Origin of the sequence: Streptomyces sp. NPDC026673 (assembly GCF_040638135.1) — a bacterium.
Taxonomy (GTDB): domain Bacteria; phylum Actinomycetota; class Actinomycetes; order Streptomycetales; family Streptomycetaceae; genus Actinacidiphila.
In genome coordinates this window covers 85058-103727 of sequence record NZ_JBEZXR010000008.1, presented here as the reverse complement: position 1 = coordinate 103727, position 18670 = coordinate 85058, and the positions used below count along the sequence as shown (strand labels likewise).

At 73.8% G+C, this 18670-nt stretch carries 20 protein-coding genes and 1 riboswitch; of the genes, 10 read left to right on the top strand and 10 right to left on the bottom strand.

What is annotated here, in order from left to right; all coding sequences use genetic code 11:
• Positions 1 to 19: 19 nt before the first annotated feature.
• Complete coding sequence (locus AB0F62_RS09315) at positions 20 to 1834, bottom strand: APC family permease (RefSeq protein WP_361794318.1); 1815 nt, start codon at positions 1832 to 1834, stop codon at positions 20 to 22.
• Between the two features lie 116 nt (positions 1835 to 1950).
• A complete protein-coding gene (locus AB0F62_RS09310; protein ID WP_361794315.1) occupies positions 1951 to 3246 on the bottom strand; it encodes a hypothetical protein in 1296 nt (431 codons plus the stop codon).
• 96 nt (positions 3247 to 3342) lie between these two features.
• Here AB0F62_RS09310 and AB0F62_RS09305 point away from each other — a divergent pair, with 96 nt between their 5' ends.
• Positions 3343 to 3828, top strand: coding sequence for an FxLYD domain-containing protein (locus AB0F62_RS09305; protein WP_361794312.1), 486 nt, complete (start codon positions 3343 to 3345; stop codon positions 3826 to 3828).
• A gap of 25 nt (positions 3829 to 3853) precedes the next feature.
• Positions 3854 to 4282 carry a hypothetical protein gene (locus AB0F62_RS09300; RefSeq protein WP_361794309.1) on the top strand — a complete coding sequence of 143 codons (429 nt, stop codon included), beginning with the start codon at positions 3854 to 3856 and terminating at the stop codon, positions 4280 to 4282.
• On the opposite strand, the gene AB0F62_RS09295 is transcribed toward AB0F62_RS09300, so the two are convergent.
• From AB0F62_RS09295 to AB0F62_RS09270, 6 genes are all read right to left on the bottom strand, one after another.
• The gene (locus AB0F62_RS09295) at positions 4268 to 5197 is read right to left on the bottom strand and encodes a ribonuclease BN (RefSeq protein ID WP_361794306.1); all 930 of its coding nucleotides are present in this window, start codon (positions 5195 to 5197) and stop codon (positions 4268 to 4270) included. The genes AB0F62_RS09300 and AB0F62_RS09295 overlap by 15 nt on opposite strands.
• Before the next feature lie 49 nt (positions 5198 to 5246).
• Positions 5247 to 5645 carry a DUF1992 domain-containing protein gene (locus AB0F62_RS09290; RefSeq protein WP_361794303.1) on the bottom strand — a complete coding sequence of 133 codons (399 nt, stop codon included), beginning with the start codon at positions 5643 to 5645 and terminating at the stop codon, positions 5247 to 5249.
• A gap of 151 nt (positions 5646 to 5796) precedes the next feature.
• Positions 5797 to 6957 carry an NAD-dependent formate dehydrogenase gene (locus tag AB0F62_RS09285; RefSeq protein WP_361794300.1) on the bottom strand — a complete coding sequence of 387 codons (1161 nt, stop codon included), beginning with the start codon at positions 6955 to 6957 and terminating at the stop codon, positions 5797 to 5799.
• A 191-nt stretch (positions 6958 to 7148) separates the two neighbouring features.
• Positions 7149 to 8081 carry a LysR family transcriptional regulator gene (locus AB0F62_RS09280; protein ID WP_361794297.1) on the bottom strand — a complete coding sequence of 311 codons (933 nt, stop codon included), beginning with the start codon at positions 8079 to 8081 and terminating at the stop codon, positions 7149 to 7151.
• 50 nt (positions 8082 to 8131) lie between these two features.
• A complete protein-coding gene (locus AB0F62_RS09275; protein ID WP_361794294.1) occupies positions 8132 to 8536 on the bottom strand; it encodes a MazG nucleotide pyrophosphohydrolase domain-containing protein in 405 nt (134 codons plus the stop codon).
• A gap of 21 nt (positions 8537 to 8557) precedes the next feature.
• Positions 8558 to 9079 (bottom strand): molybdopterin-dependent oxidoreductase, encoded by a 522-nt coding sequence (locus tag AB0F62_RS09270; protein ID WP_361794291.1) that lies wholly within the window; start codon positions 9077 to 9079, stop codon positions 8558 to 8560.
• Positions 9080 to 9217: 138 nt separating this feature from the next.
• Here AB0F62_RS09270 and AB0F62_RS09265 point away from each other — a divergent pair, with 138 nt between their 5' ends.
• The 8 genes from AB0F62_RS09265 to AB0F62_RS09230 all read left to right on the top strand — a co-directional run bounded on the left by AB0F62_RS09265 (position 9218) and on the right by AB0F62_RS09230 (position 17353).
• Positions 9218 to 9628 carry a TOBE domain-containing protein gene (locus AB0F62_RS09265; protein WP_361794288.1) on the top strand — a complete coding sequence of 137 codons (411 nt, stop codon included), beginning with the start codon at positions 9218 to 9220 and terminating at the stop codon, positions 9626 to 9628.
• The gene (modA, locus tag AB0F62_RS09260) at positions 9625 to 10449 is read left to right on the top strand and encodes a molybdate ABC transporter substrate-binding protein (RefSeq protein WP_361794285.1); all 825 of its coding nucleotides are present in this window, start codon (positions 9625 to 9627) and stop codon (positions 10447 to 10449) included. Before AB0F62_RS09265 ends, modA begins: the two co-directional genes overlap by 4 nt.
• Positions 10446 to 11300 (top strand): molybdate ABC transporter permease subunit, encoded by an 855-nt coding sequence (gene modB, locus AB0F62_RS09255; protein WP_361794282.1) that lies wholly within the window; start codon positions 10446 to 10448, stop codon positions 11298 to 11300. Before modA ends, modB begins: the two co-directional genes overlap by 4 nt.
• Positions 11297 to 12382, top strand: coding sequence for an ABC transporter ATP-binding protein (locus AB0F62_RS09250; RefSeq protein ID WP_361794279.1), 1086 nt, complete (start codon positions 11297 to 11299; stop codon positions 12380 to 12382). Before modB ends, AB0F62_RS09250 begins: the two co-directional genes overlap by 4 nt.
• Before the next feature lie 90 nt (positions 12383 to 12472).
• Complete coding sequence (locus AB0F62_RS09245) at positions 12473 to 13009, top strand: universal stress protein (protein ID WP_361794276.1); 537 nt, start codon at positions 12473 to 12475, stop codon at positions 13007 to 13009.
• Positions 13010 to 13050: 41 nt separating this feature from the next.
• The gene (locus tag AB0F62_RS09240; RefSeq protein ID WP_361794273.1) at positions 13051 to 13812 is read left to right on the top strand and encodes a DUF4118 domain-containing protein; all 762 of its coding nucleotides are present in this window, start codon (positions 13051 to 13053) and stop codon (positions 13810 to 13812) included.
• A 456-nt stretch (positions 13813 to 14268) separates the two neighbouring features.
• Positions 14269 to 16068 carry a SpoIIE family protein phosphatase gene (locus AB0F62_RS09235; protein WP_361794270.1) on the top strand — a complete coding sequence of 600 codons (1800 nt, stop codon included), beginning with the start codon at positions 14269 to 14271 and terminating at the stop codon, positions 16066 to 16068.
• A 40-nt stretch (positions 16069 to 16108) separates the two neighbouring features.
• Positions 16109 to 17353 (top strand): Tm-1-like ATP-binding domain-containing protein, encoded by a 1245-nt coding sequence (locus tag AB0F62_RS09230; protein ID WP_361794267.1) that lies wholly within the window; start codon positions 16109 to 16111, stop codon positions 17351 to 17353.
• 38 nt (positions 17354 to 17391) lie between these two features.
• Here AB0F62_RS09230 and AB0F62_RS09225 read toward each other — a convergent pair whose 3' ends face one another.
• A complete protein-coding gene (locus tag AB0F62_RS09225; protein ID WP_361794264.1) occupies positions 17392 to 18180 on the bottom strand; it encodes a CbtA family protein in 789 nt (262 codons plus the stop codon).
• Between the two features lie 16 nt (positions 18181 to 18196).
• Complete coding sequence (locus tag AB0F62_RS09220; RefSeq protein ID WP_361794261.1) at positions 18197 to 18418, bottom strand: CbtB-domain containing protein; 222 nt, start codon at positions 18416 to 18418, stop codon at positions 18197 to 18199.
• 61 nt (positions 18419 to 18479) lie between these two features.
• Positions 18480 to 18547: riboswitch (cobalamin riboswitch) on the bottom strand.
• Positions 18548 to 18670 lie beyond the last annotated feature (123 nt).

Here is an 18670-nt window from a genome sequence, read left to right as displayed (position 1 = left end):
ACCGCGCCGCACACGCCCCTCAGACGTCCAGCCGGTACGGCAGCAGGCACACGACGGCGTCGGTCCTGGAGCGCAGAATCGTGGCGAGGAGGACACCGCGCTGGTTCTGCAGGATGCGGTAGCGGGCGTGGCGCGGCTGGACCTCGGGGATGAGGACGGCGATCTGCCGGCCGTCCCGCGACATGCGGCGGACGTAGGAGAGGATCGGCAGCACCAGTGAGCGGTGCGGGCTCTCGATGACGTCCAGGCGGACGCCGGGCTGCCAGCGGGCCCAGGTGTCGAGCAGCTCCCGCGCCTTGTCCGGGTCCGGCTCCACGGTGACCGCGACGACCTCGTCGCCGAGGGCGATGGCGGCGGTGAGCGCGTGCCGGGCGAGGCGGCTGACCCCGCCGAGCGGGACGATGACCAGGCTGTCGGTGCGCCGCGGCCGGTCGGGGACGGTGCCCAGGCCGAGTTCCCTGCCGACCTCGTCGTAGTAGTGCTCGATGCGGGCGAAGAGCAGCATCAGCAGCGGCACCACGATGACGACCATCCACGCGCCCTCGGTGAACTTGGTGGTCACCAGGATCACCCCGGCCAGCGCGGTCAGCAGCGCGCCCAGGCCGTTGAGCGCCGCACGCGCCTGCCACCGGCGCGGGCGCAGGCCGGCCCAGTGCCGGACGAGCCCGGTCTGGCTGATGGTGAAGCCGGTGAACACCCCGATGGCGTAGAGCGGGATGAGCCGCTGCGTCTGCGCGTCGACGGCGATGATCAGCAGCGCCGCCACCACGGCCAGGGCGACCACGCCGTAGCGGTAGACGGGCCGCTCGGCGCGCAGCCCGAACACGTGCGGCAGGCGGTTGTCGCGGGCGAGCAGGCTCATCAGGACCGGCAGGCCGCCGAAGCTGGTGTTCGCCGCCAGCCCGAGGACGAGGGTGACCAGCAGGTTGCTGACGTAGTACGGCCACCCGGTGCCGAACGAGCCCGCGGTCAGCTGGGCCAGCAGGGTCACGCCGCCGCGCGGGGCGACCTCGTCCCGGCGGATGAGGAAGGCCAGCCCGATCAGCATCAGCCCCAGCAGCGCGCCGAGCATCAGTTCCGTGCGCTGGGCGCGGCGCACCTTGGGCGGCCGGAAGGAGGGCACCGCGTTGGCGATGGCCTCCACCCCGGTCAGGGCGGAACAGCCGGAGGAGAAGGCCTTCAGGACCAGCAGCACGCTCAGCGCCTCCGTGGCGTGGACGGGCTGCGGGGTGCCGACGACGGCCACGGGGTGGTCGCGCAGCAGGCCGGCGACGACGATCCCGCCGACGCACAGCACGAACAGCGCCGCGGGCAGCATCAGCACCCGCGCGCTGTCGGCGACGCCCCGCAGGTTCACCACCGTCAGCAGGGCCAGTCCGCCGAGGCAGATCTCCAGCAGGTACGGGGTGAGGGAGGGGAACGCGGAGGCGAGGCTGGCGGCGCCGGCGGCCAGGCTCACGGCGACGGTGAGGATGTAGTCGACGACCAGACTGGCCGCCGCCAGCAGGCTCACCCGCCGCCCGAGGTCCTTCTTGGCCACGGCGTAGGAGCCGCCGCCGTCCGGGTGAACGGCGATGACCTGGCCGTAGGAGATCACCAGGACGACCAGCAGCCCCGCGATGACCAGCATGATCGGCAGGGTCGCGGTCAGCGCCGCGGTCCCTGCGGCGATCAGCACGACCACGATGGCCTCGGGGCCGTACGCCACCGAACTGAGGGCGTCCAGCGACAGTGCGGCGAGCCCCTGCACGCTGGTGAGCAGGGAGCGGTCCCCCTCGCCGTGTCGCAGCGGCACCCGCGGCCGCACCTGGCGGCGCGCCAGCCCGAAGGTCATCGCCCGCCCGCCGGATGGGTGTGGCTCATGGCTGGTCTCCTCCGCCGGCGGGCTCTCCCGTCAGCCTCCGGCGAGGGCCTGCCCGGCGCAGCGCGGGGCGGGCGATCGGGTGAGCGTCAGTCGGGCCGGGCCAGGAACTCCACGACGGCCAGGACGAAGACGACGGCGAGCGCCAGCCCGAGGACGACCCAGGCGGTCGGATAGGACCAGAAGGCGAGCGCGAGGGCCGCGGCCGCGACGACGATCCAGCCGACCAGGAGCTTGTGTCGGACGAGCCACGGGCCGACGGGCCCGGTCCGCAGTCCGACCCGGTGCGCCGCGTCGCCCGCGCCGCCCAGCACCGACTCCCACACCCCGCGGGCCCGGCGGGCGTGGCGGCCGGGCCCGCTCAGCCAGGCGCCCAGCGCGACGACGACACCGAGGACGAAGACGGCGCGGACGGTGGCGCGCAGGAAGCGGATCAGGGTGTCGTAGACCGTCCCGGCGGCCTGCTGGTCGACGCTCGCGGGCAGCGCGTCGAGGTAGATCGCCCGGAAGACCGTCAGTGCCGCGCCCAGCACCAGCGCGGCGGCGGCGAAGCCCAGCGCGGCGGCGACCAGGGCCCGCCGGCGGCGGATCGCGAGCAGCACCCCCGCGGCCGCGAGGACGACGGTGACGATCGGCAGCCAGAAACCGGCGAGCTGCAGCAGCCGGAAGGCGGTCCTGATCTTGCCGACCTTGTCCGAGCGCACGACGGTGAAGTCGGTGTGGATCTCGGGGATCTTCGCGGCGATGGTGAGGCCCGCGTCGACCAGCCGCTGCTTGACCCGGTCGATGACGGGGGCGAGGTCGACGGCCACGGTGTCGTTGGTGAGCTTGACCGCGCCGCCCCCCTGGCCGGTCAGCGCCTTGTCCAGCGAGTCGTGGATCCGGCGGTTGGCGTCGGTCCACACCGTCTCGAAGACGTCGCTCCGGACGACCTTCTCCGCCGTGGAGTGCACCAGGCTCTGGATGCCGCTGGTCAGCGGGCCGGAGAGGCGGTTCAGCAGTTCGTCGAGGCGGGGACGGTCCTGGGGGGCGACGTCGTCGAGGAGGCGCTTGAGGTCGATCTGCTGCATCACCACGGAGGTGATGCGATTGGCCGCGGCGTTCTGCACGGCGGGGTCGCTCGCCAGGGGCGCCACGGTGGCGACGTAGCGGTCGGTGTCGCCGACCTCGGAGTCGACCCAGACGGCCAGCGCGCTCAGCGGGACGAAGACGCAGGCCACGACGATGAACAGGGCCGAGAAGAAGGCCCGCACGGGCTGCCGGCGGCGGGGCGGCGCGGCCTGCGGTCCGGCGCCCGCGGGAGAGGTCTCCCGCGCCTCCAGTGCCGACAGCCGGGCGCGCAGCTCGGCAAGATCGTCGCGCCCTTCGGGCGTTGCGTCTGCCATGCCACCGCCGCCTCTCCTTCACCACGCGACACGGCAATTTAATACGTATGGTGAGTTATGTGCCATTTGAGGCGCATGAGTCTGTGGAGGTAGGGAATGACGAGGCCGTACCGGGGCCGCGCGGTGTGCGCGGCGGTCGCACTGTCCGCCGTCGCGCTCACCGCGAGCGCCTGCTCGGACAGCGACAGCACCCCCGCCGAGAAGGCGTCGAAAGCCGCGTCCGCCGCGTCCTCGCTGGTGTCCGAGGGCGCGGAAGCCGTCGCCTCGGCGACCGCCGCCGCGCAGTCCCAGCTGGCGAAGATCAAGAACGGCGTCAACGCGAAGGACGACGTCGCGCTCGGCGCCGTGTCCATCGAGGGCGGCAAGGCCACGACCCAGGTCACGGCCACCAACAGCGGCGACAAGCAGGCCACGTACACCGTCGAGGTGACCTTCCGCGACGCCAGCGGGAACCTCCTCGACGCCGCCGTGGTCAACGTCGCCGACGTGGCCCCGCAGAAGTCCGGCGAGGCCACGGTACGCAGCAACCGCGATCTGACGGGCACGGTCAAGGCCCAGGTGGAGCGGGCGCTGCGGCACTGAAGCACCATCACCCGAGGAGGCAGCCATGGCAGCCACCGGCACGACACCCAAGACCGGGAACCACCGGAACGGTTGGGTCTACGGCGGCGTCACCTTCGCCGGCGTCCTGTTGCTCGTCGACGGCGTTCTGGCGATCTTCCAGGGCATCTCCGGGATCGCCGCGGACAACGTGTACGCACGCGTCGGCGACTACGTCTACAAGTTCAGCCTGACCGGGTGGGGATGGATCCACCTGGTCCTCGGGGTGCTCCTGGTGGTCACGGGCACCGGACTGCTCAGCGGCGCCGCGCTCTGGTCGCGCGTCATGGGTGTCGTCCTGGCGGGCCTGGGCATCATCGTGAACTTCCTGTACCTGCCCTACCTGCCGTTCTGGTCGATCATCCTGATCGCGCTGGACATCTTCATCATCTGGGCGCTCGCCCACTACAAGCCGGAGCGCTCACCGGCCGCCTGACCCCCGTCCCACCTCCCCCGCCCCGCCCTTCCCACCGGGCGGGGCGGGGACGGCCCGGCCGTCCCCGGGGTGGTCGCCGTGCATCACCGCGCCCACGGTGATGCACACGGTCGCCACGACGCACAGCGCGATCAGCCCGGACAGCAGCGTGAACACCGAGCCCAGCGAGCCGTACGCCCGCAGGCTGCGGTTCAGGGCGGTCGGCACGTACAGCGGCGCCGCGAACACCGCGGCCTCCAGGACGACCGCCGTGAGCAGCGCGCCCGGCAGCAGCGGCCACCAGCCGATCCGGCCGCCCAGCAGCAGATGCTGGGTCCACCACCAGATGCCCACCGCGCTCACCAGGGACAGCGGAACGCCGAGCCAGAGACCGGCACCGAAACCCTCGCGCAGCGGCCCCTGGATCGCCACGTAGAACAGCGCGGCGCACACCCAGGCGAACCAGCGCCACACCGCGATCCTCGCCGCCGACTTCGGCATGCGCCAGGCGCGTTCGCACACCCGCTGCATCGCCCGGCTGCACGCGGTGGCGGACAGCAGCGCCATCAGGGTGCCCACCACGCCCACCGTCTGCCGCAGGTTTCCCGGGTCGGACACGTAGACCGAGCGCAGTTGCTCCCGGGAGGGGCCGGAGAGCCCCAGCACCCGCACCAGCGAGTCCAGCAGTTCCCTGCGCAGGTGCTCCGGCGCGAGGGAGGCGATGACGAAGAGCAGCGGCACCGCGGTCAGGAAGACCTGCGCGGCCAATCGGGTGCCGGCGTCCAGCACGTTGACGGTCAGCAGCCGGGAACCGAGCCGGGTGATGATCGGGAACCGTCGCTCCGCGTCGGTCCGCAGGGCGCGCGCCCGGCCCGGCAGGCCCGCGAACCGCGCACGGAGCCCTTCCGGAATCCTGACCCGTGGCCGCCCTGTCACAGTCCGACTATTTTTCAGCCGGCCGGGCCCCGCAACCGCGACCCGCCGGTCAGCCCCGCTCGGCGCGCCACCGCGCGAGGACGTCCTCCACGTCGTACGGGACGAGATTGAGCGGCGGGCCGTCCATCGGGGTACGGATCCCCGTGCGGATCTTGTCGTTGACCTCCTCGACGATGCGGCGCACCTCGCGTTCGGAGGGGGCGCGGGAGGCGGCCTCCATCGCGTCCTCCACCTCCTTGCGCAGCCTGAGGCTGGCCGGGAGGTGCGACAGCCCCTCGCGGGCCATCTTCTCCCGGATCCACCACAGCTCGTCGTAGGGCCGGTCCAACGAGGGCAGCGGCTTCCCGGCGCCGGGCAGGTCGTCGAAGGCGCCGCGCTCCGTCGCCTCCCGGATCTGCTTGTCGACCCAGGACTCGAAGGGGACGCCAGGTGGCTTGCGCTCCGTCATGAGGTCGATTCTCCCTCCCGCCGGCCCGACGCGGGAGGGGAGGGGTGGGGTGGGGTGGGGGCGAGGTCCGCGCCGGAGCCGGCACGGCCCCGGCCCCGGCGCCGGCCGGGCCCCGACCCGCGCGCCCTGCGGGTCGGGGCCCGGGGCCCGTTCAGCCGCCGATGGAGTACGAGTGCGCCCCCGTGCCCGCCAGCGCCCCGCCGGCGACGATCAGGTACTCGTCCCGGATCGGCCGGCCGTCCAGCCAGCACTCCAGGATCTCCCGGGTGCCCGCCGCGTACCGGGCCTGGGCGGACAGCGAGGAACCGGAGATGTGCGGGGTCATCCCGTGGTGCGGCATGGTGCGCCAGGGGTGGTCGGCGGGCGCCGGCTGCGGGTACCAGACGTCGCCCGCGTAGCCCGCCAGCCGCCCGTCCCGCAGCGCCCGGCCGATGGCGTCCTGGTCGACGATCAGCGCCCGCGCGGTGTTGATGAGGTAGGCGCCCCGCTTCATGGTGTCGATGAGCTTGTCGTCGAAGAGGCCCTCGGTCTCCGGGTGGAGCGGGGCGTTGACGGTCACGACGTCGCAGTGCGGCACCATGTCGGCGGCGCTCTCGTGCCAGGTCAGCCCGAGCTCCCGCTCCACGGCCTCCGGCAGCCGGTGCCGGTCGGTGTAGTGCAGCTTCACGTCGAAGGGCGCCAGCCGGCGCAGCACCGCCAGCCCGATCCGGCCCGCGGCGACCGTGCCGACGTGCATGCCCTCCAGGTCGTACGACCGGGCCACGCAGTCCGCGATGTTCCAGCCGCCGTCCAGGACGACCCGGTGGGCGGGCAGGTAGTTGCGCACCAGCGACAGCGTCATCATCACCACGTGCTCGGCGACGCTGATGCTGTTGCAGTAGGTCACCTCGGCGACGGTGATGCCGCGCGCGACGGCCGCGTCCAGGTCGACGTGGTCCGAGCCGATGCCCGCCGTGACGGCCAGCTTCAGGTTCCTTGCCGCGGCGATGCGCTCGGGCGTCAGGTAGGCCGGCCAGAAGGGCTGGGAGATGACCACGTCGGCGTCGGCCAACTCGCGGTCGAAGACCGAACCGGCACCGTCCTTGTCGGAGGTGACGACGAGGGTGTGGCCGCGCTCCTCCAGGAAGCGGCGCAGGCCGAGTTCGCCCGAGACGCTGCCCAGGAGCGCGCCGGGGGTGAAGTCGGTCGCCTGCGGCGTGGGGGTGGTCTGACCGCCGGGGTAGCGGTCGATGCGCGGCAGGTCGTCACGGGCGTACGTGGTCGGGTAGCCCTCGGCCGGGTCGTCGTACAGGACGCATAGCACCTTTGCCATGACTGCGGCTCCTCATCCGTGAAGTGGACGGTACGGAAGGTCACTTCACGGTCGCGGCCCGGCCGCAGGGGGGTCAAAGCGAACGTCGCTATGGCGGGATAGCCCGCTCCTATCACCGCACCCCCGGGCCCTTCGCCGGGTCTTTCGCCGGCCCCTTCGCCGGCTCGTTCGCCACGCCGTTCCCGGTGCGCTCACCGGCCCAGATGCGTCTCCACCAGCGCGTCCAGCGCGTCGCGCACCCGGGCCTGGCGGGCGACCCCCAGCAACGCCCTCGCCAGCACGGGTTCGGGCCGCCGGTCGGCGATCACCAGCCCCACCCGCGGACCGTGCGCCGGCCCCTCCAGCGGCACCACGCGCATCCCCACCGGCACCCCGAACATGTGCAGCCAGGCATGGGAGATGACGCTCGACCAGCGCCCGCCGGAACCGGCCAGATGCGCGTACAGCCCCGCGACCGAGTCGGTCTCGACGGCCGGGGACGCGGTGACCCCGTCCGCGGCGAAGCAGTCGTCCATGATCCGGCGGTTCCGCATCCGGGGCGACAGCAGGCACAGCGGCAGCGCGGCCACCTGCGCCCAGCGGGCCAACGGGCGCGCCGCGAGCGGCCCGTCCCCGGGGGTGAGCAGCAGGTAGCGCTCCTCGTAGAGCGGGAAGCGGCGCACGTGCCGCAGGGCGTCGTCGTCCAGGTACGTCATCGCGACGTCGAGTTCGAACTCCGCGAGCCGGTCGCTGATCTCCCGCGAGGACAGCGACTCCAGGCTGACCCGCACCCCCGGGTGACGCTCGCAGAACGGCGTCGTCAGGAGGGAGGCGGCGGTCAGCGCGGTGGGTATCGCGCCGAGCCGCAGCGTGCCGGTCAGCCCGCCGCGCATCTCGGAGAGTTCCTGCCGCAGCGCGTCCCGTTCCGCCAGGATGCGGTGCGCCCACAGCAGCACCCGCTCGCCCTCCGGGGTCAGCCCCTCGAAGCGCCGGCCGCGCCGCACGATCGGCACGTCCAGCTCCTGCTCCAGCTTGCGGATGCCGGCCGACAGCGAGGGCTGCGACACGAAGCAGGCGTCCGCGGCGCGGGCGAAGTGCCGTTCCCTGGCGAGGGCGACCAGGTACTCCAGTTGGCGAAGCAGCATGGCTCACGGTCGCACACGCGGCGGCGCCGTGTGAGAGCCCGCGCGGCCTCTTACTCCCCGGCGGGCGTCCACCCCTGGGCGCGGAGCACCGACGCGACGTCCGGGGCGCGGTAGTGCTCGCCCTTGAGGACCTTGCCGTCGGCCCGCAGGGTCGGGCGGCCTTCGGGGCCGAGCTTGCTCATGTTGGCGCGGTGGATCTCGGCGATCACCTCGTCGAGGTCGATGCCGTGCACCAGCGCGGTGCCGTACGCGACGTAGACGACGTCCGCCAGTTCGTGCGCGAGGTGGTCGAGGGGGCCGGCCTCGGAGGCCTCGGCGACCTCGGCCACCTCCTCGGCGAGCAGATCCTGCCGGTGCGCGGCGTGCTCCGGCGTGATCTCGGTCGGGTGCGGGCGTACGTCGAGGCCGAAGGCCGTGTGGAACTCACGGACCAGGCCGGCGGGGGAAGGTCGCATTCCGCCGATCGTAGTGCCTGCTCAGACGCCCCCACCGCGTCCGTCCGCCGGGGCCGGAGCCGGGGTGGCGGCCGGGCCGCCGCCGTAGCCGCCGTCCACCCTGATGGCGGTGATCCCGCTGATGTGCCGGGCGCCGCAGCGGTCCTGGGGCAGCACCAGCTGCGGTCCGTGCGCGTCCAGCGGGGCCCCGTCGATCCGGGTGGCCAGCAGCACGCGAGCCCGTCCGAAGTCCGGGTCGATCTCGGCCCAGGTCAGCAGCGCGTGATGGCCGTCCGCCCCGGTGACGGCGATGAGGAAGCGCAACCGGTCCTTGCGGCGGCCCGGGTCGAAGGCCGGACCGGCCGAGCAGAGCACCTCGTGCAGCAGCGGGCCCTCGAAACGGTGGTGCTGCACGCCGCTGGTCTGGCACTCGAAGCTCACCCGGACCCGGTGCTGGGGCCAGCCCCACAGGTCGGGCACCGTCAGCGGCACGGGACGGGCGAGATCACCGCTCAACGTGAAGCCGGCGAGCTTCGGCGGCGGCGCGGGAACGGACACGGTCACGGGCTTCCACCTCCCGCATGACCGTACCCACCCACGGCGGCCACGAAAACGCACATGCGACCCTGCATGCCGAAAGATCCCGCTGATGAGATCTGGAAAGAGCCTTCCGACTCGCATCTGCGTCACTATGATCGATGCATGCACACCTACCGGATCGGCGAGGCAGCCGCATTGATGGGCGTGAGCGCCGACACCCTCAGGCGCTGGGTCGACGGCGGGCGGCTGCGGGCGGAGCGCGACGAGCAGGGGCGACGGATCATCGAGGGTCCCGAACTGGCCGCGTTCGCCCGCGAGTTCAACCGAACGGAACGCGAGCGCACCGGCTCCTCGGCCCGCAACCGCTTCTCGGGCATCGTCACCGAGGTGATCCTCGGCGACGTCTCCGCGCAGGTGGAGATCCAGGCCGGCCCGTTCCGCGTGGTGTCCATGATCAGCCGGGAGTCGGCCGAGGAGCTGAAGCTCGAGCCCGGCGTCCCGGCGGTCGCCGTCGTCAAGTCGACCAACGTGGTCGTCGAGAGACCACAGAGACTCGGAGGAGCAGCCCAGTGACGACCCGTCCCACGCACCGCCGGACCCTTCAGCTGGCCGTCGGAGGCACCGCGGTGCTGCTGGCCCTGAGCGCCTGTTCGTCCTCCGGCGACTCCGCCGGCGCCTCCGCCTCGTCCTCGGCGGGCGCGTCCTCCGCGGGCGGCCTGAAGGGCACGGTCACCGTCTTCGCCGCCGCCTCCCTCAAGGAGAGCTTCACCGAACTGGGCAAGCAGTTCGAGGCGGCCCACCCGGGCACCAAGGTCACCTTCAACTTCGGCGGCAGCGACGCGCTCGCCGCCAGCATCACCTCCGGTGCCCCCGCCGACGTCTTCGCCGCCGCCTCCCCCAAGACGATGCAGATCGTCACCGACGCGAAGGACGCGGCCGGCGAGCCCGCGACCTTCGTGCGCAACCAGCTGGAGATCGCGGTCGTCCCCGGCAACCCGAAGGACGTCGCCACCCTCAAGGACCTCACCAAGTCCGGGCTCAAGGTCGCCCTGTGCGCCAAGGAGGTGCCGTGCGGCGCCGCGGCGCAGAAGGCGCTGGACTCCGCCGGTCTGAAGCTCACCCCGGTCTCCTACGAGCAGGACGTCAAGAGCGCCCTGACGAAGGTGGAACTGAAGGAGGTCGACGCCTCCGTGGTCTACAAGACCGATGTGAAGGCCGCCGGCGGCAAGGTGGAGGGCGTGGAGTTCCCCGAGTCCGCCGGGGCCGTCAACGACTACCCGATCGTCCTGCTCAAGGACGCGCCCAACGCCGAGGCCGCCAAGGCCTTCATCGCCCTGGTCCGGTCCGACCAGGGCGGGAAGGTGCTGGGCGAGGCGGGCTTCCTCAACCCGTGACGGAACCCAGTGGCGGCGCGCCCGAACTCGTCGAGTCCCGGCCGCGCCGCACCGGCCGCCGGCAGGGGCACCGTTCCCCGGTGCCCCTGCCGCTGCTGCTGCCCGCCCTGCTCGGCCTCGCCTTCCTGGTGCTGCCGCTCGCCGGGCTGCTGATCCGCACCCCGTGGAGCGAACTGCCCGCGCAGCTCACCAGCCCCGGGGTGTGGCAGGCACTGCGGCTCTCCCTGATCTGCGCCACCCTCGCCACCGCCGTGACGCTGGTGCTGGGCGTGCCCCTGGCCTGGCTGCTGGCCCGTACCGAGTTCCCCGGGCGAGGGCTGGTCCGCGCCCTGGTGACGCTGCCGCTGGTGCTGCCGCCCGTCGTGGGCGGTGTCGCGCTGCTGCTGGCGCTCGGCCGCAACGGCATCGCCGGGCGATGGCTGGACCAGTGGTTCGGGGTGACGCTGCCCTTCACCACCGCGGGGGTCGTCGTCGCCGAGGCCTTCGTCGCGATGCCGTTCCTGGTCATCAGCGTCGAGGGCACCCTGCGGGCCGCCGATCCCCGGTACGAGGAGGCCGCCACCACCCTCGGCGCCTCCCGCTTCACCGCCTTCCGCCGGGTGACGCTGCCGCTGATCGCCCCGGGCATCGCCGCCGGGGCCGTCCTGGCCTGGGCGCGGGCGCTCGGCGAGTTCGGCGCCACCATCACCTTCGCGGGCAACTTCCCCGGCCGTACCCAGACGATGCCGCTCGCCGTCTACCTCGCCCTGCAGAGCGACCCGGCCGCCGCCATCGCGCTGAGCCTGGTGCTGCTCGCCGTCTCGATCGCGGTCCTGGCCGGACTGCGCGACCGCTGGATGACCACGCCATGACCTCCCCGGACAAAGCGGCCCCGGCCACCGGTGGCCCGGAAACCGACGGCCTGGACGCCCGGCTGGTCGTCGACCGCGGCGGCTTCCGCCTCGATGTGACGCTCACCGCCGCGCCCGGCGAGGTGCTCGCCCTGCTCGGACCCAACGGTGCGGGCAAGACGACCGCGCTGCGGGCCCTGGCCGGGCTGACCCCGCTCACCGCCGGCCACCTGCGGCTGGACGGCGCCGCCCTGGACGGCACACCGCCCGAGACCCGCCCCGTCGGCGTGGTCTTCCAGGACTACCTGCTCTTCCCACACCTGTCCGCGCTGGACAACGTCGCCTTCGGCCCGCGCTGCCAGGGCGTTCCCAAGGCGCGGGCCCGCGCCGAGGCCGCGGCCTGGCTGGAGCGGATGGGCCTGGCCGAGCACGCCGCCGCCCGGCCCCGCCGGCTCTCCGGCGGCCAGGCGCAGCGCGTCGCCCTCGCCCGGGCGCTGGCCACCCGGCCCCGGCTGCTCCTCCTGGACGAGCCGCTGGCCGCGCTGGACGCCCGCACCCGCCTGGAGGTGCGCTCCCGGCTCCGCCGCCACCTGGCGGACTTCGAGGCGGTGGCCGTCCTGGTCACGCACGACCCGCTGGACGCCATGGTGCTGGCGGACCGGCTGGTGGTCATCGAGCACGGCGGCTCCGTGCAGGAGGGCACCCCCGCCGAGATCGCCCGCCGTCCGCGCACCGACTACATCGCGCACCTCGTCGGCCTCAACCTCTACCGGGGCCGGGCCGAGGGGCACACCGTACGGATCGACGGCGGACCGGCCATCACCACCACCGAGAAGCTGTCCGGCCCCGCCTTCGTGGCCTTCCCGCCTGGGGCCGTTACCCTCCACCGGGACCGCCCCACCGGATCGAGCGCCCGAAACCTTTGGCAGGGCCGGGTGGCCGGCCTGGAATCGCACGGCGACCAGATCCGCGTGGACGTCACCGGCGAACTCCCGCTCGCCGCCGATCTGACCGCCGTGGCCACCGCCGAACTCGGGCTGCACCCCGGCGCCGAGGTCTGGGCCACCGTCAAGGCGGCCCAGACGCACGCCTATCCGGCCTGAGACCCGGCGGGTCAGGACGGCGTCAGGAGTGCGCCGTCCGGCGACAAGACCGCGACAACACGGCCCGCGCGCGGCGCGCCCGGGTCTTCCATGGAAGGCATGGAAGACGCCGGAAACCACCGCGTGGTCGTGGGGGTCAGCGGCTCGCTGGGCAGCCTCACGGCGCTGCACCACGCCGCCGCCGAGGCACGCCGTACGGGCGCCGTACTGGTCACCGTCCTCGCCTGGGAACCGCCGGGCGGGGAGTTCGCCTACCGGCGCTCCCCCTGCCCGCCGCTGCTGCGCGAATGGCAGGACCGGGCCCGGCGGCAGCTGGTCGACTCGTTGGAGTCCGCCTTCGGCGGCCTCCCGGCGGACCTCGCGGTCCGCGCCCTGGTCGTCCGCGGCCCCGCGGGATGGGCGCTGACCCATGTCGCGGACCGCCCGGACGACGTACTGGTGGTCGGGGCCGGACGGCGCGGCCGGCTGCGCCGGCTGCTGACCCCGTCGGTGGCCCGGCACTGCCTCGTCCACGCGGGCTGCCCGGTGCTCGCCGTGCCCCGCTCCCCGCTCCACGAGGTCCTCGAGGACGTGCACCGCCGCAACGCCTGGCGGCTGCCCCTGCACGCCGCCGCGCCGCTGCGGTGACCCCGGGGCCGCGGCGGGCCCCTCATACGGAGGCGATGGTCATGACTCGCTCTTCCTTCCCCGTCCCCCACCCGGCCGGGCTCGCCCTGCCCGCCGCGCTGCTCCTGCCGCCGCTGGCATGCCTGGCGCTGGTGCCCTTCCGCGCCCAGGTGTCGAACACGCACGTGGCCCTGGTGCTGGTGGTCGCGGTCGTGGCGGTGGCCGTCCTCGGCAGCCGCCGCGCCGGGGCGCTCGCCGCGCTGTCCGCGGCCGTCTGGTTCGACTTCTTCTTCACCCGGCCCTACGAGCGCTTCGCCATCAGCGGCCCGGGCGACATGGCGACGGCGGCGCTGCTGCTCGTCGTCGCCCTGGCCGTCTCCCGGCTCGCGGCGCGCACCAGGCGGCTCGCGGTCGTGGCCGTCACCGACGCCGACCACCTCACCCGCATCCACGAGACGGCGCGACTGGCCCAGGACGCGGTGTCCCCCTACGTCGTGGTGGAGCATGTGCGCGACCAGCTGGTCAGCCTGCTCCAGCTGCGCGGCTGCCGGTTCGAGTACGGCACCCTGGTCGGGCACCCGCCGCGGCTGGAGCAGGACGGCACCGTGCTGCGGGGCCGCCGGCCCTGGGACGCGGACGTACTGGGTCTGCCGGACGAGGAGGTCGAGCTCCGCGTCTTCCACAACGGGCGCTTCCACGGCCGCTTCATGATGCGGCCGACCCCCGGGGCGGTCCCCTCCCGCCAGGCCCGCCTGGTCGCCGTCACCCTCGCCGACCAGGCCGGCAGCGCCATCGGCACCACGGCGACCACCCCGGCGCGCTGACCCGGCCCGCCGACCCGACGGAACGGCGGCGGGCACAGGCCGAGGCGCCGGGGCGGGAGGCCGTCTGACGAGAGGAGGGGCCGAGGACAGGCGTATCGTCCACATAGAGGTGGTTGTCGGCCCGATGGTGGAGCCACACATGGTGGTGACTGCCCCCGCGCGGGAGCTGCTGGACCAGGCGCTCGCCCAAGTGGTGCGCGAGACGGGTGCCCATGTCGGCGCTGTCTTCCTGCTCATGCCCGGAGGGCGGGTGCTGGGCCTGGAGGTCGTCACGGGGGCGCCGCGGGAGCTGTCGGCACCCTGGTCCCGTCTCCCCCTGGAGCGTGCGACCCCGATCGGCGACGCCATACGCGAGGGCCACGTGATCCGGGTCGGCTCCCGGGAGGAACTGGCCGACCGCTATCCGCGCACGGCCCTGGTGATGCCGTACGACCTGGCCCTGGTCCCGCCCCCGTCATGGACGGCGAGGCCGCGCGCGGCAGCCTCCTGCTCATCTGGTCCCACCCCCGCCCCGCGGAGGCGTCGCCCGAGGAGCGCGCGCTGGTCGGGCACGCCTGCGACTGCCTCGCCGACCAGCTCATGCGTGCCGAGGCGAGCGGCGAGGCGATCATGCCGGGACCCGAGCCGCGGGTGCTGCGCTCCTCGCGGGCGGCTCCGGTGGGCCCGGACGAGGCACTGGCGGCGGCGGACTGGGCCCGGCGGCTCCCCGAGGGCGCCTGCGCGCTCGACTTCGACGGACGGATCTCCTACGTCAGCCCCCGGGCGGCCGAGCTCGTCGGCCTTCCCGTCGACCGGCTCGTGGGCACGCTGCCGTGGGAAAGCCTGCACTGGCTGCGTGACCCCGCCCACGAGGACCGCTACCGCGCCGCCGTGCTCAGCGGGCAGCCCGTCTCCTTCACGGCTCTGCGGCCGCCCGACCACTGGCTGCTCGTCCAGCTCTACCCGGACGCGACCGGCGTCAGCGTGCGCATCTCCCCCGCCGACGCCCACGACCATCCCGGCCCGCGGGCCGCGTCCTACGACGAATCCGCCGTGCCGATCCGCATCGGGGCGATCTACCACCTCATGCACCTGGCGACGGCCCTCACCGAGGCCGTCGGCGTCGACGACGTCGTCCGCCTGGTCGCCGAGATGTTCCCGGCCGCCATCGGCGCCGACGCCTTCGTGCTGTGCGTCGCGGAGGGCGGGCGGCTCCGCGTCATCGGCGACCGCGGCTACCGGCCCGAGGCCATGGCGGCCCTGGACGGCACCGCGCTCACCGCGCACCTCCCGGCGACCAGGGCGCTGACCACCGGCGTCCCCAGCTTCTACAGCTCCCCCGAGGACCTCGTCCGGGCCTACCAGGGCCTGGAGCTGCTGTCGGACATGGCGGCATGGGCCTTCCTGCCGCTGATCGCCTCCGGCCGCCCGGTGGGCGCCTGCGTCCTGGCGTTCGCACGTCAGCGCTCCTTCCCCGCCGATGAGCGGGCCGCCCTGACCTCGCTCAGCGGGCTGATCGCCCAGGCCCTGGACCGGGCGCGGATCTACGACGCCAAGCACCAGCTCGCGCACAGCCTGCAGTCCGGGCTGCTGCCGCACACCCTGCCCTCGGTGCCCGGCCTGGAGGTCGCCGCCCGCTATCTGCCGGCGACCAGCAGCGGCATGGAGGTCGGCGGCGACTTCTACGACCTGATCCGGCTGAACGACACCTGCGTCGCCGCCGTCATCGGCGACGTCCAGGGACACAACGTCAACGCCGCCGCGCTGATGGGCCAGGTACGCACCGCCGTGCACGCGCACGCCACCGCGGGCGCCTCCCCCGACCAGGTGCTCTCCCGCACCAACCGGCTGCTCGACGAACTCGACACCGGGCTCTTCACCAGTTGCCTCTACGCCCACGTCCAGCTCGCGGAAGGCGTCCTGAGGCTGGCGTCCGCGGGCCATCCGCCGGCCCTGCTGCGCCTCCCCGACGGCCGCACCGACATCCTGGCCCAGCCGCCCGGACTGCTGCTCGGCATCGACCCGCGCGCCGAATACCCCACCACCACGCTGGCCCTGCCCCGCGGCGCGGTGCTCGCGCTGTACACGGACGGCCTGATCGAGACCCCGGGCCGGGACCTGGACGAGGCCATCGCCGCGCTGGCCGTCGTCCTGTCCTCGCGCGGCCGGCTCCCGCTCGACGACCTCGCCGAGGTCCTCGTCCACCACGACGGCCCGGCCCTCGACCGCACCGACGACACCGCGCTCCTGCTGCTGCGCCCCGTGCTCCCGGCCTGAGGCCTTGTCACCCGGGCGGCTTCCCCCAACACTGGGCTCCATGCCGGTGGTTGCGCTGCTGGGGACGCTGGACACCAAGGGTACGGAGTACGGCTGGCTGCGGGACCGCCTGCTGCGCCACGCGGTCGAGGTCGTGCTCATCGACGCGGGCGTCGCCGGCGAACCCCTGGTGACCCCGGACATCCCGCGCACCGTCGTGGCGGGCGCGGTGGGGGCGGACGCCGAACGCCTGCGCAAGGCGGGCGACCGGGGCGCCGCGGTGAGCGTCATGGCCGAGGGCGCGGCGCGCGTGGTGCGCCGGCTGCACGGCGAGGGGCGGCTGCACGGCGTCCTGGCCATCGGCGGCAGCGGCGGCACCTCGATCGCGACCCGCGCGATGCGGGCGCTCCCGCTCGGCGTGCCGAAGCTGATGGTCTCCTCGATGGCCGCGGGCGACGTCTCCCCCTATGTCGGCTCCACCGACATCGCCATGATGTACAGCGTCGTCGACATCGCGGGCGTCAACCGGGTGTCGGCGCCGATCCTGGCCAACGCCGCGGACGCCATCGCCGGAATGGCCAGGGGCTTCGCCGGCACGACCGCGGCCCCGGCGGGGGACCGGCCGCTGGTGGCGGCGAGCATGGCGGGGGTGACGACCCCGGGGGTCGACGCCGCCCGCGCACGGCTCACCGAACTCGGCTACGAGGTACTGGTCTTCCACTCCGTGGGCTCCGGCGGCCGCTCCCTGGAGGCGCTCGTGGGGGAGGGCCTGTTCAGCGGCGTGCTGGACCTGACGCTCAGCGAGCTCGCCGACGACCTGGTCGGCGGGGCCTTCGGCGCCGGACCCGACCGGCTGCGCGCGGCGGGCCGTGCGGGCCTGCCCCAGGTGGTGAGTCCCGGAGCGCTGGACATGGTCAAGTTCGGCCCGCTCGCCTCGCTGCCGGACCGCTTCAGGGCCCGCCACGTCCACGTCCACAACCCGTCGGTCACCGTGATCCGCACCTCCGCCGCCGAGTGCGCCGAACTCGGCCGCCAGGTCGCCGCGAAGCTGCGCGCGGCCACCGGCCCGGCCACGCTCCTGCTGCCGCTGCGCGGGCTGTCCACCCTCGGGGCCCCGGGCGGGCTCTACCACGACCGCGCCGTGGACGGCGTCCTGTTCCGCACCCTGCGCGAGGAACTGCGCGGCAGCCGGGTGGAACTCTCCGAGTACGACACGCACATCAACGACCCGGCCTTCGGCCGCGCCGCGGCGGACCGGCTGCACACGCTCATCGCCGCGCACGGAAAAGCCCGCACGACGCGCTGAGCGTCGTACGGGCGTTTCGGTCCGCCGTGCGCGAACGCCTAGACGGAGGCGGCCGTTCCGGCGCCCAGGGTGTCGCGCCCGGTGGCGGCACCGGCCGGGGCCGGGTCCAGCAGGCGTCCGGCCAGATGGCCGAAGACCAGCCCGAAGGAGGTCCACAGCGTCAGCTGGATCGCCAGCGCCGCCAGGCGGAACTGCCACAGCAGGGCCGCCGGGAAGTGCTCCGGCACCTCGTTGATCGCGGGCAGGAACGCGTACGCGAGCCCCACGGCCAGGACGAAGAAGCCACCGGCGGCCACGGTCGCGTACCAGTTGCCCAGGCGCGGCGCGAGGCGCTTGCCGAGGATCACGGTGGCGACCGCGAGCAGCACGCTGAGCACCATCATCAGGAAGTACAGCGTGGTGCGTTTGCCGATGGTGTCGGGGTCGCCGACGGCCGGCGGGTTGGCCGGGTACTTCAGGAAGGGCACGACGTAGACCGCGATCAGCGCGGCCGCCGACAGCAGCAGCGCCGTCGGCCGCGGGCCGAAGCGGCCGATCCGCCCGAGGGCGAAGCAGTAGGCGAGGGCGGCGATGCCGCCCAGCGCCACGCCGTACACGAGGAGGCCGGTGGCGAGCCCGGCGGTGGACTGCAGGGCCCGGCTGACCGGTTCGGCGCCGCCGTGCTCGTGGGCGTGCGACTCCTCGAACGCGATGGCGGCGTCGACCCGGGACTCGCCCAGCAGGTAGGCGACGACCAGGGCGAGCACGCCGGCGGCGAGGCCGGCCAGCATGCCCCGGAGCAGCAACTGTCTGACGGTGACCGAGTTGACGGGGGTGGCGGGGTTCATCGGTGCGGCGCCCCTGTCAGTGGCAGGGGAAGCCGAGCAGGTGGCGTCCGTCGTGCAGCCACTCGTGGACGTTCTCGCCGGACAGCAGGGACGTGGCCCCCTGCTCGGCGCCCACGAAGTAGAGCAGGACCAGCATCAGGACGCCGAAGAAGACCGCCCAGGGCAGGATCGCCCGGATCGGCAGGGCCACGGGGGTGGCGGAAGGGGCGACGGCCGGCGGGGCGGCGGACTGCGCCATGGCATGACCTCCTGGTGGGAACTCGCGTCCCGGTCGGTGGAGCTCTGTCGGACGACTGCGGGTCTGACTTGCCTGGCGCTGTACCGGGCTTACAGTGGCGCGACCGTGCCGGATTTGCACCGGACTTCCGCCGTGTCGTCGTGAATGTCGTCGTGACGGTACCGCGATCCGGCCATCCGGCCAAGGGCGCGTGTGGGCGCCCCGGCATGCGCGGGAGCCGCGTCCGGACGGCCGATCGGCCGGGCGCGCAGC

Excerpts from the sequence above, each read along its gene's own strand:
- AB0F62_RS09315 (WP_361794318.1), bottom strand. The coding sequence starts at position 1,834 with ATGACCTTCGGGCTGGCGCGCCGCCAGGTGCGGCCGCGGGTGCCGCTG.
- AB0F62_RS09310 (WP_361794315.1), bottom strand. The coding sequence starts at position 3,246 with ATGGCAGACGCAACGCCCGAAGGGCGCGACGATCTTGCCGAGCTGCGC.
- AB0F62_RS09305 (WP_361794312.1), top strand. The coding sequence starts at position 3,343 with ATGACGAGGCCGTACCGGGGCCGCGCGGTGTGCGCGGCGGTCGCACTG.
- AB0F62_RS09300 (WP_361794309.1), top strand. The coding sequence starts at position 3,854 with ATGGCAGCCACCGGCACGACACCCAAGACCGGGAACCACCGGAACGGT.
- AB0F62_RS09290 (WP_361794303.1), bottom strand. The coding sequence starts at position 5,645 with ATGACGGAGCGCAAGCCACCTGGCGTCCCCTTCGAGTCCTGGGTCGAC.
- AB0F62_RS09285 (WP_361794300.1), bottom strand. The coding sequence starts at position 6,957 with ATGGCAAAGGTGCTATGCGTCCTGTACGACGACCCGGCCGAGGGCTAC.
- AB0F62_RS09280 (WP_361794297.1), bottom strand. The coding sequence starts at position 8,081 with ATGCTGCTTCGCCAACTGGAGTACCTGGTCGCCCTCGCCAGGGAACGG.
- AB0F62_RS09275 (WP_361794294.1), bottom strand. The coding sequence starts at position 8,536 with ATGCGACCTTCCCCCGCCGGCCTGGTCCGTGAGTTCCACACGGCCTTC.
- AB0F62_RS09265 (WP_361794288.1), top strand. The coding sequence starts at position 9,218 with ATGCACACCTACCGGATCGGCGAGGCAGCCGCATTGATGGGCGTGAGC.
- AB0F62_RS09250 (WP_361794279.1), top strand. The coding sequence starts at position 11,297 with ATGACCTCCCCGGACAAAGCGGCCCCGGCCACCGGTGGCCCGGAAACC.
- AB0F62_RS09245 (WP_361794276.1), top strand. The coding sequence starts at position 12,473 with ATGGAAGGCATGGAAGACGCCGGAAACCACCGCGTGGTCGTGGGGGTC.
- AB0F62_RS09240 (WP_361794273.1), top strand. The coding sequence starts at position 13,051 with ATGACTCGCTCTTCCTTCCCCGTCCCCCACCCGGCCGGGCTCGCCCTG.
- AB0F62_RS09235 (WP_361794270.1), top strand. The coding sequence starts at position 14,269 with ATGGACGGCGAGGCCGCGCGCGGCAGCCTCCTGCTCATCTGGTCCCAC.
- AB0F62_RS09230 (WP_361794267.1), top strand. The coding sequence starts at position 16,109 with ATGCCGGTGGTTGCGCTGCTGGGGACGCTGGACACCAAGGGTACGGAG.
- AB0F62_RS09225 (WP_361794264.1), bottom strand. The coding sequence starts at position 18,180 with ATGAACCCCGCCACCCCCGTCAACTCGGTCACCGTCAGACAGTTGCTG.
- AB0F62_RS09220 (WP_361794261.1), bottom strand. The coding sequence starts at position 18,418 with ATGGCGCAGTCCGCCGCCCCGCCGGCCGTCGCCCCTTCCGCCACCCCC.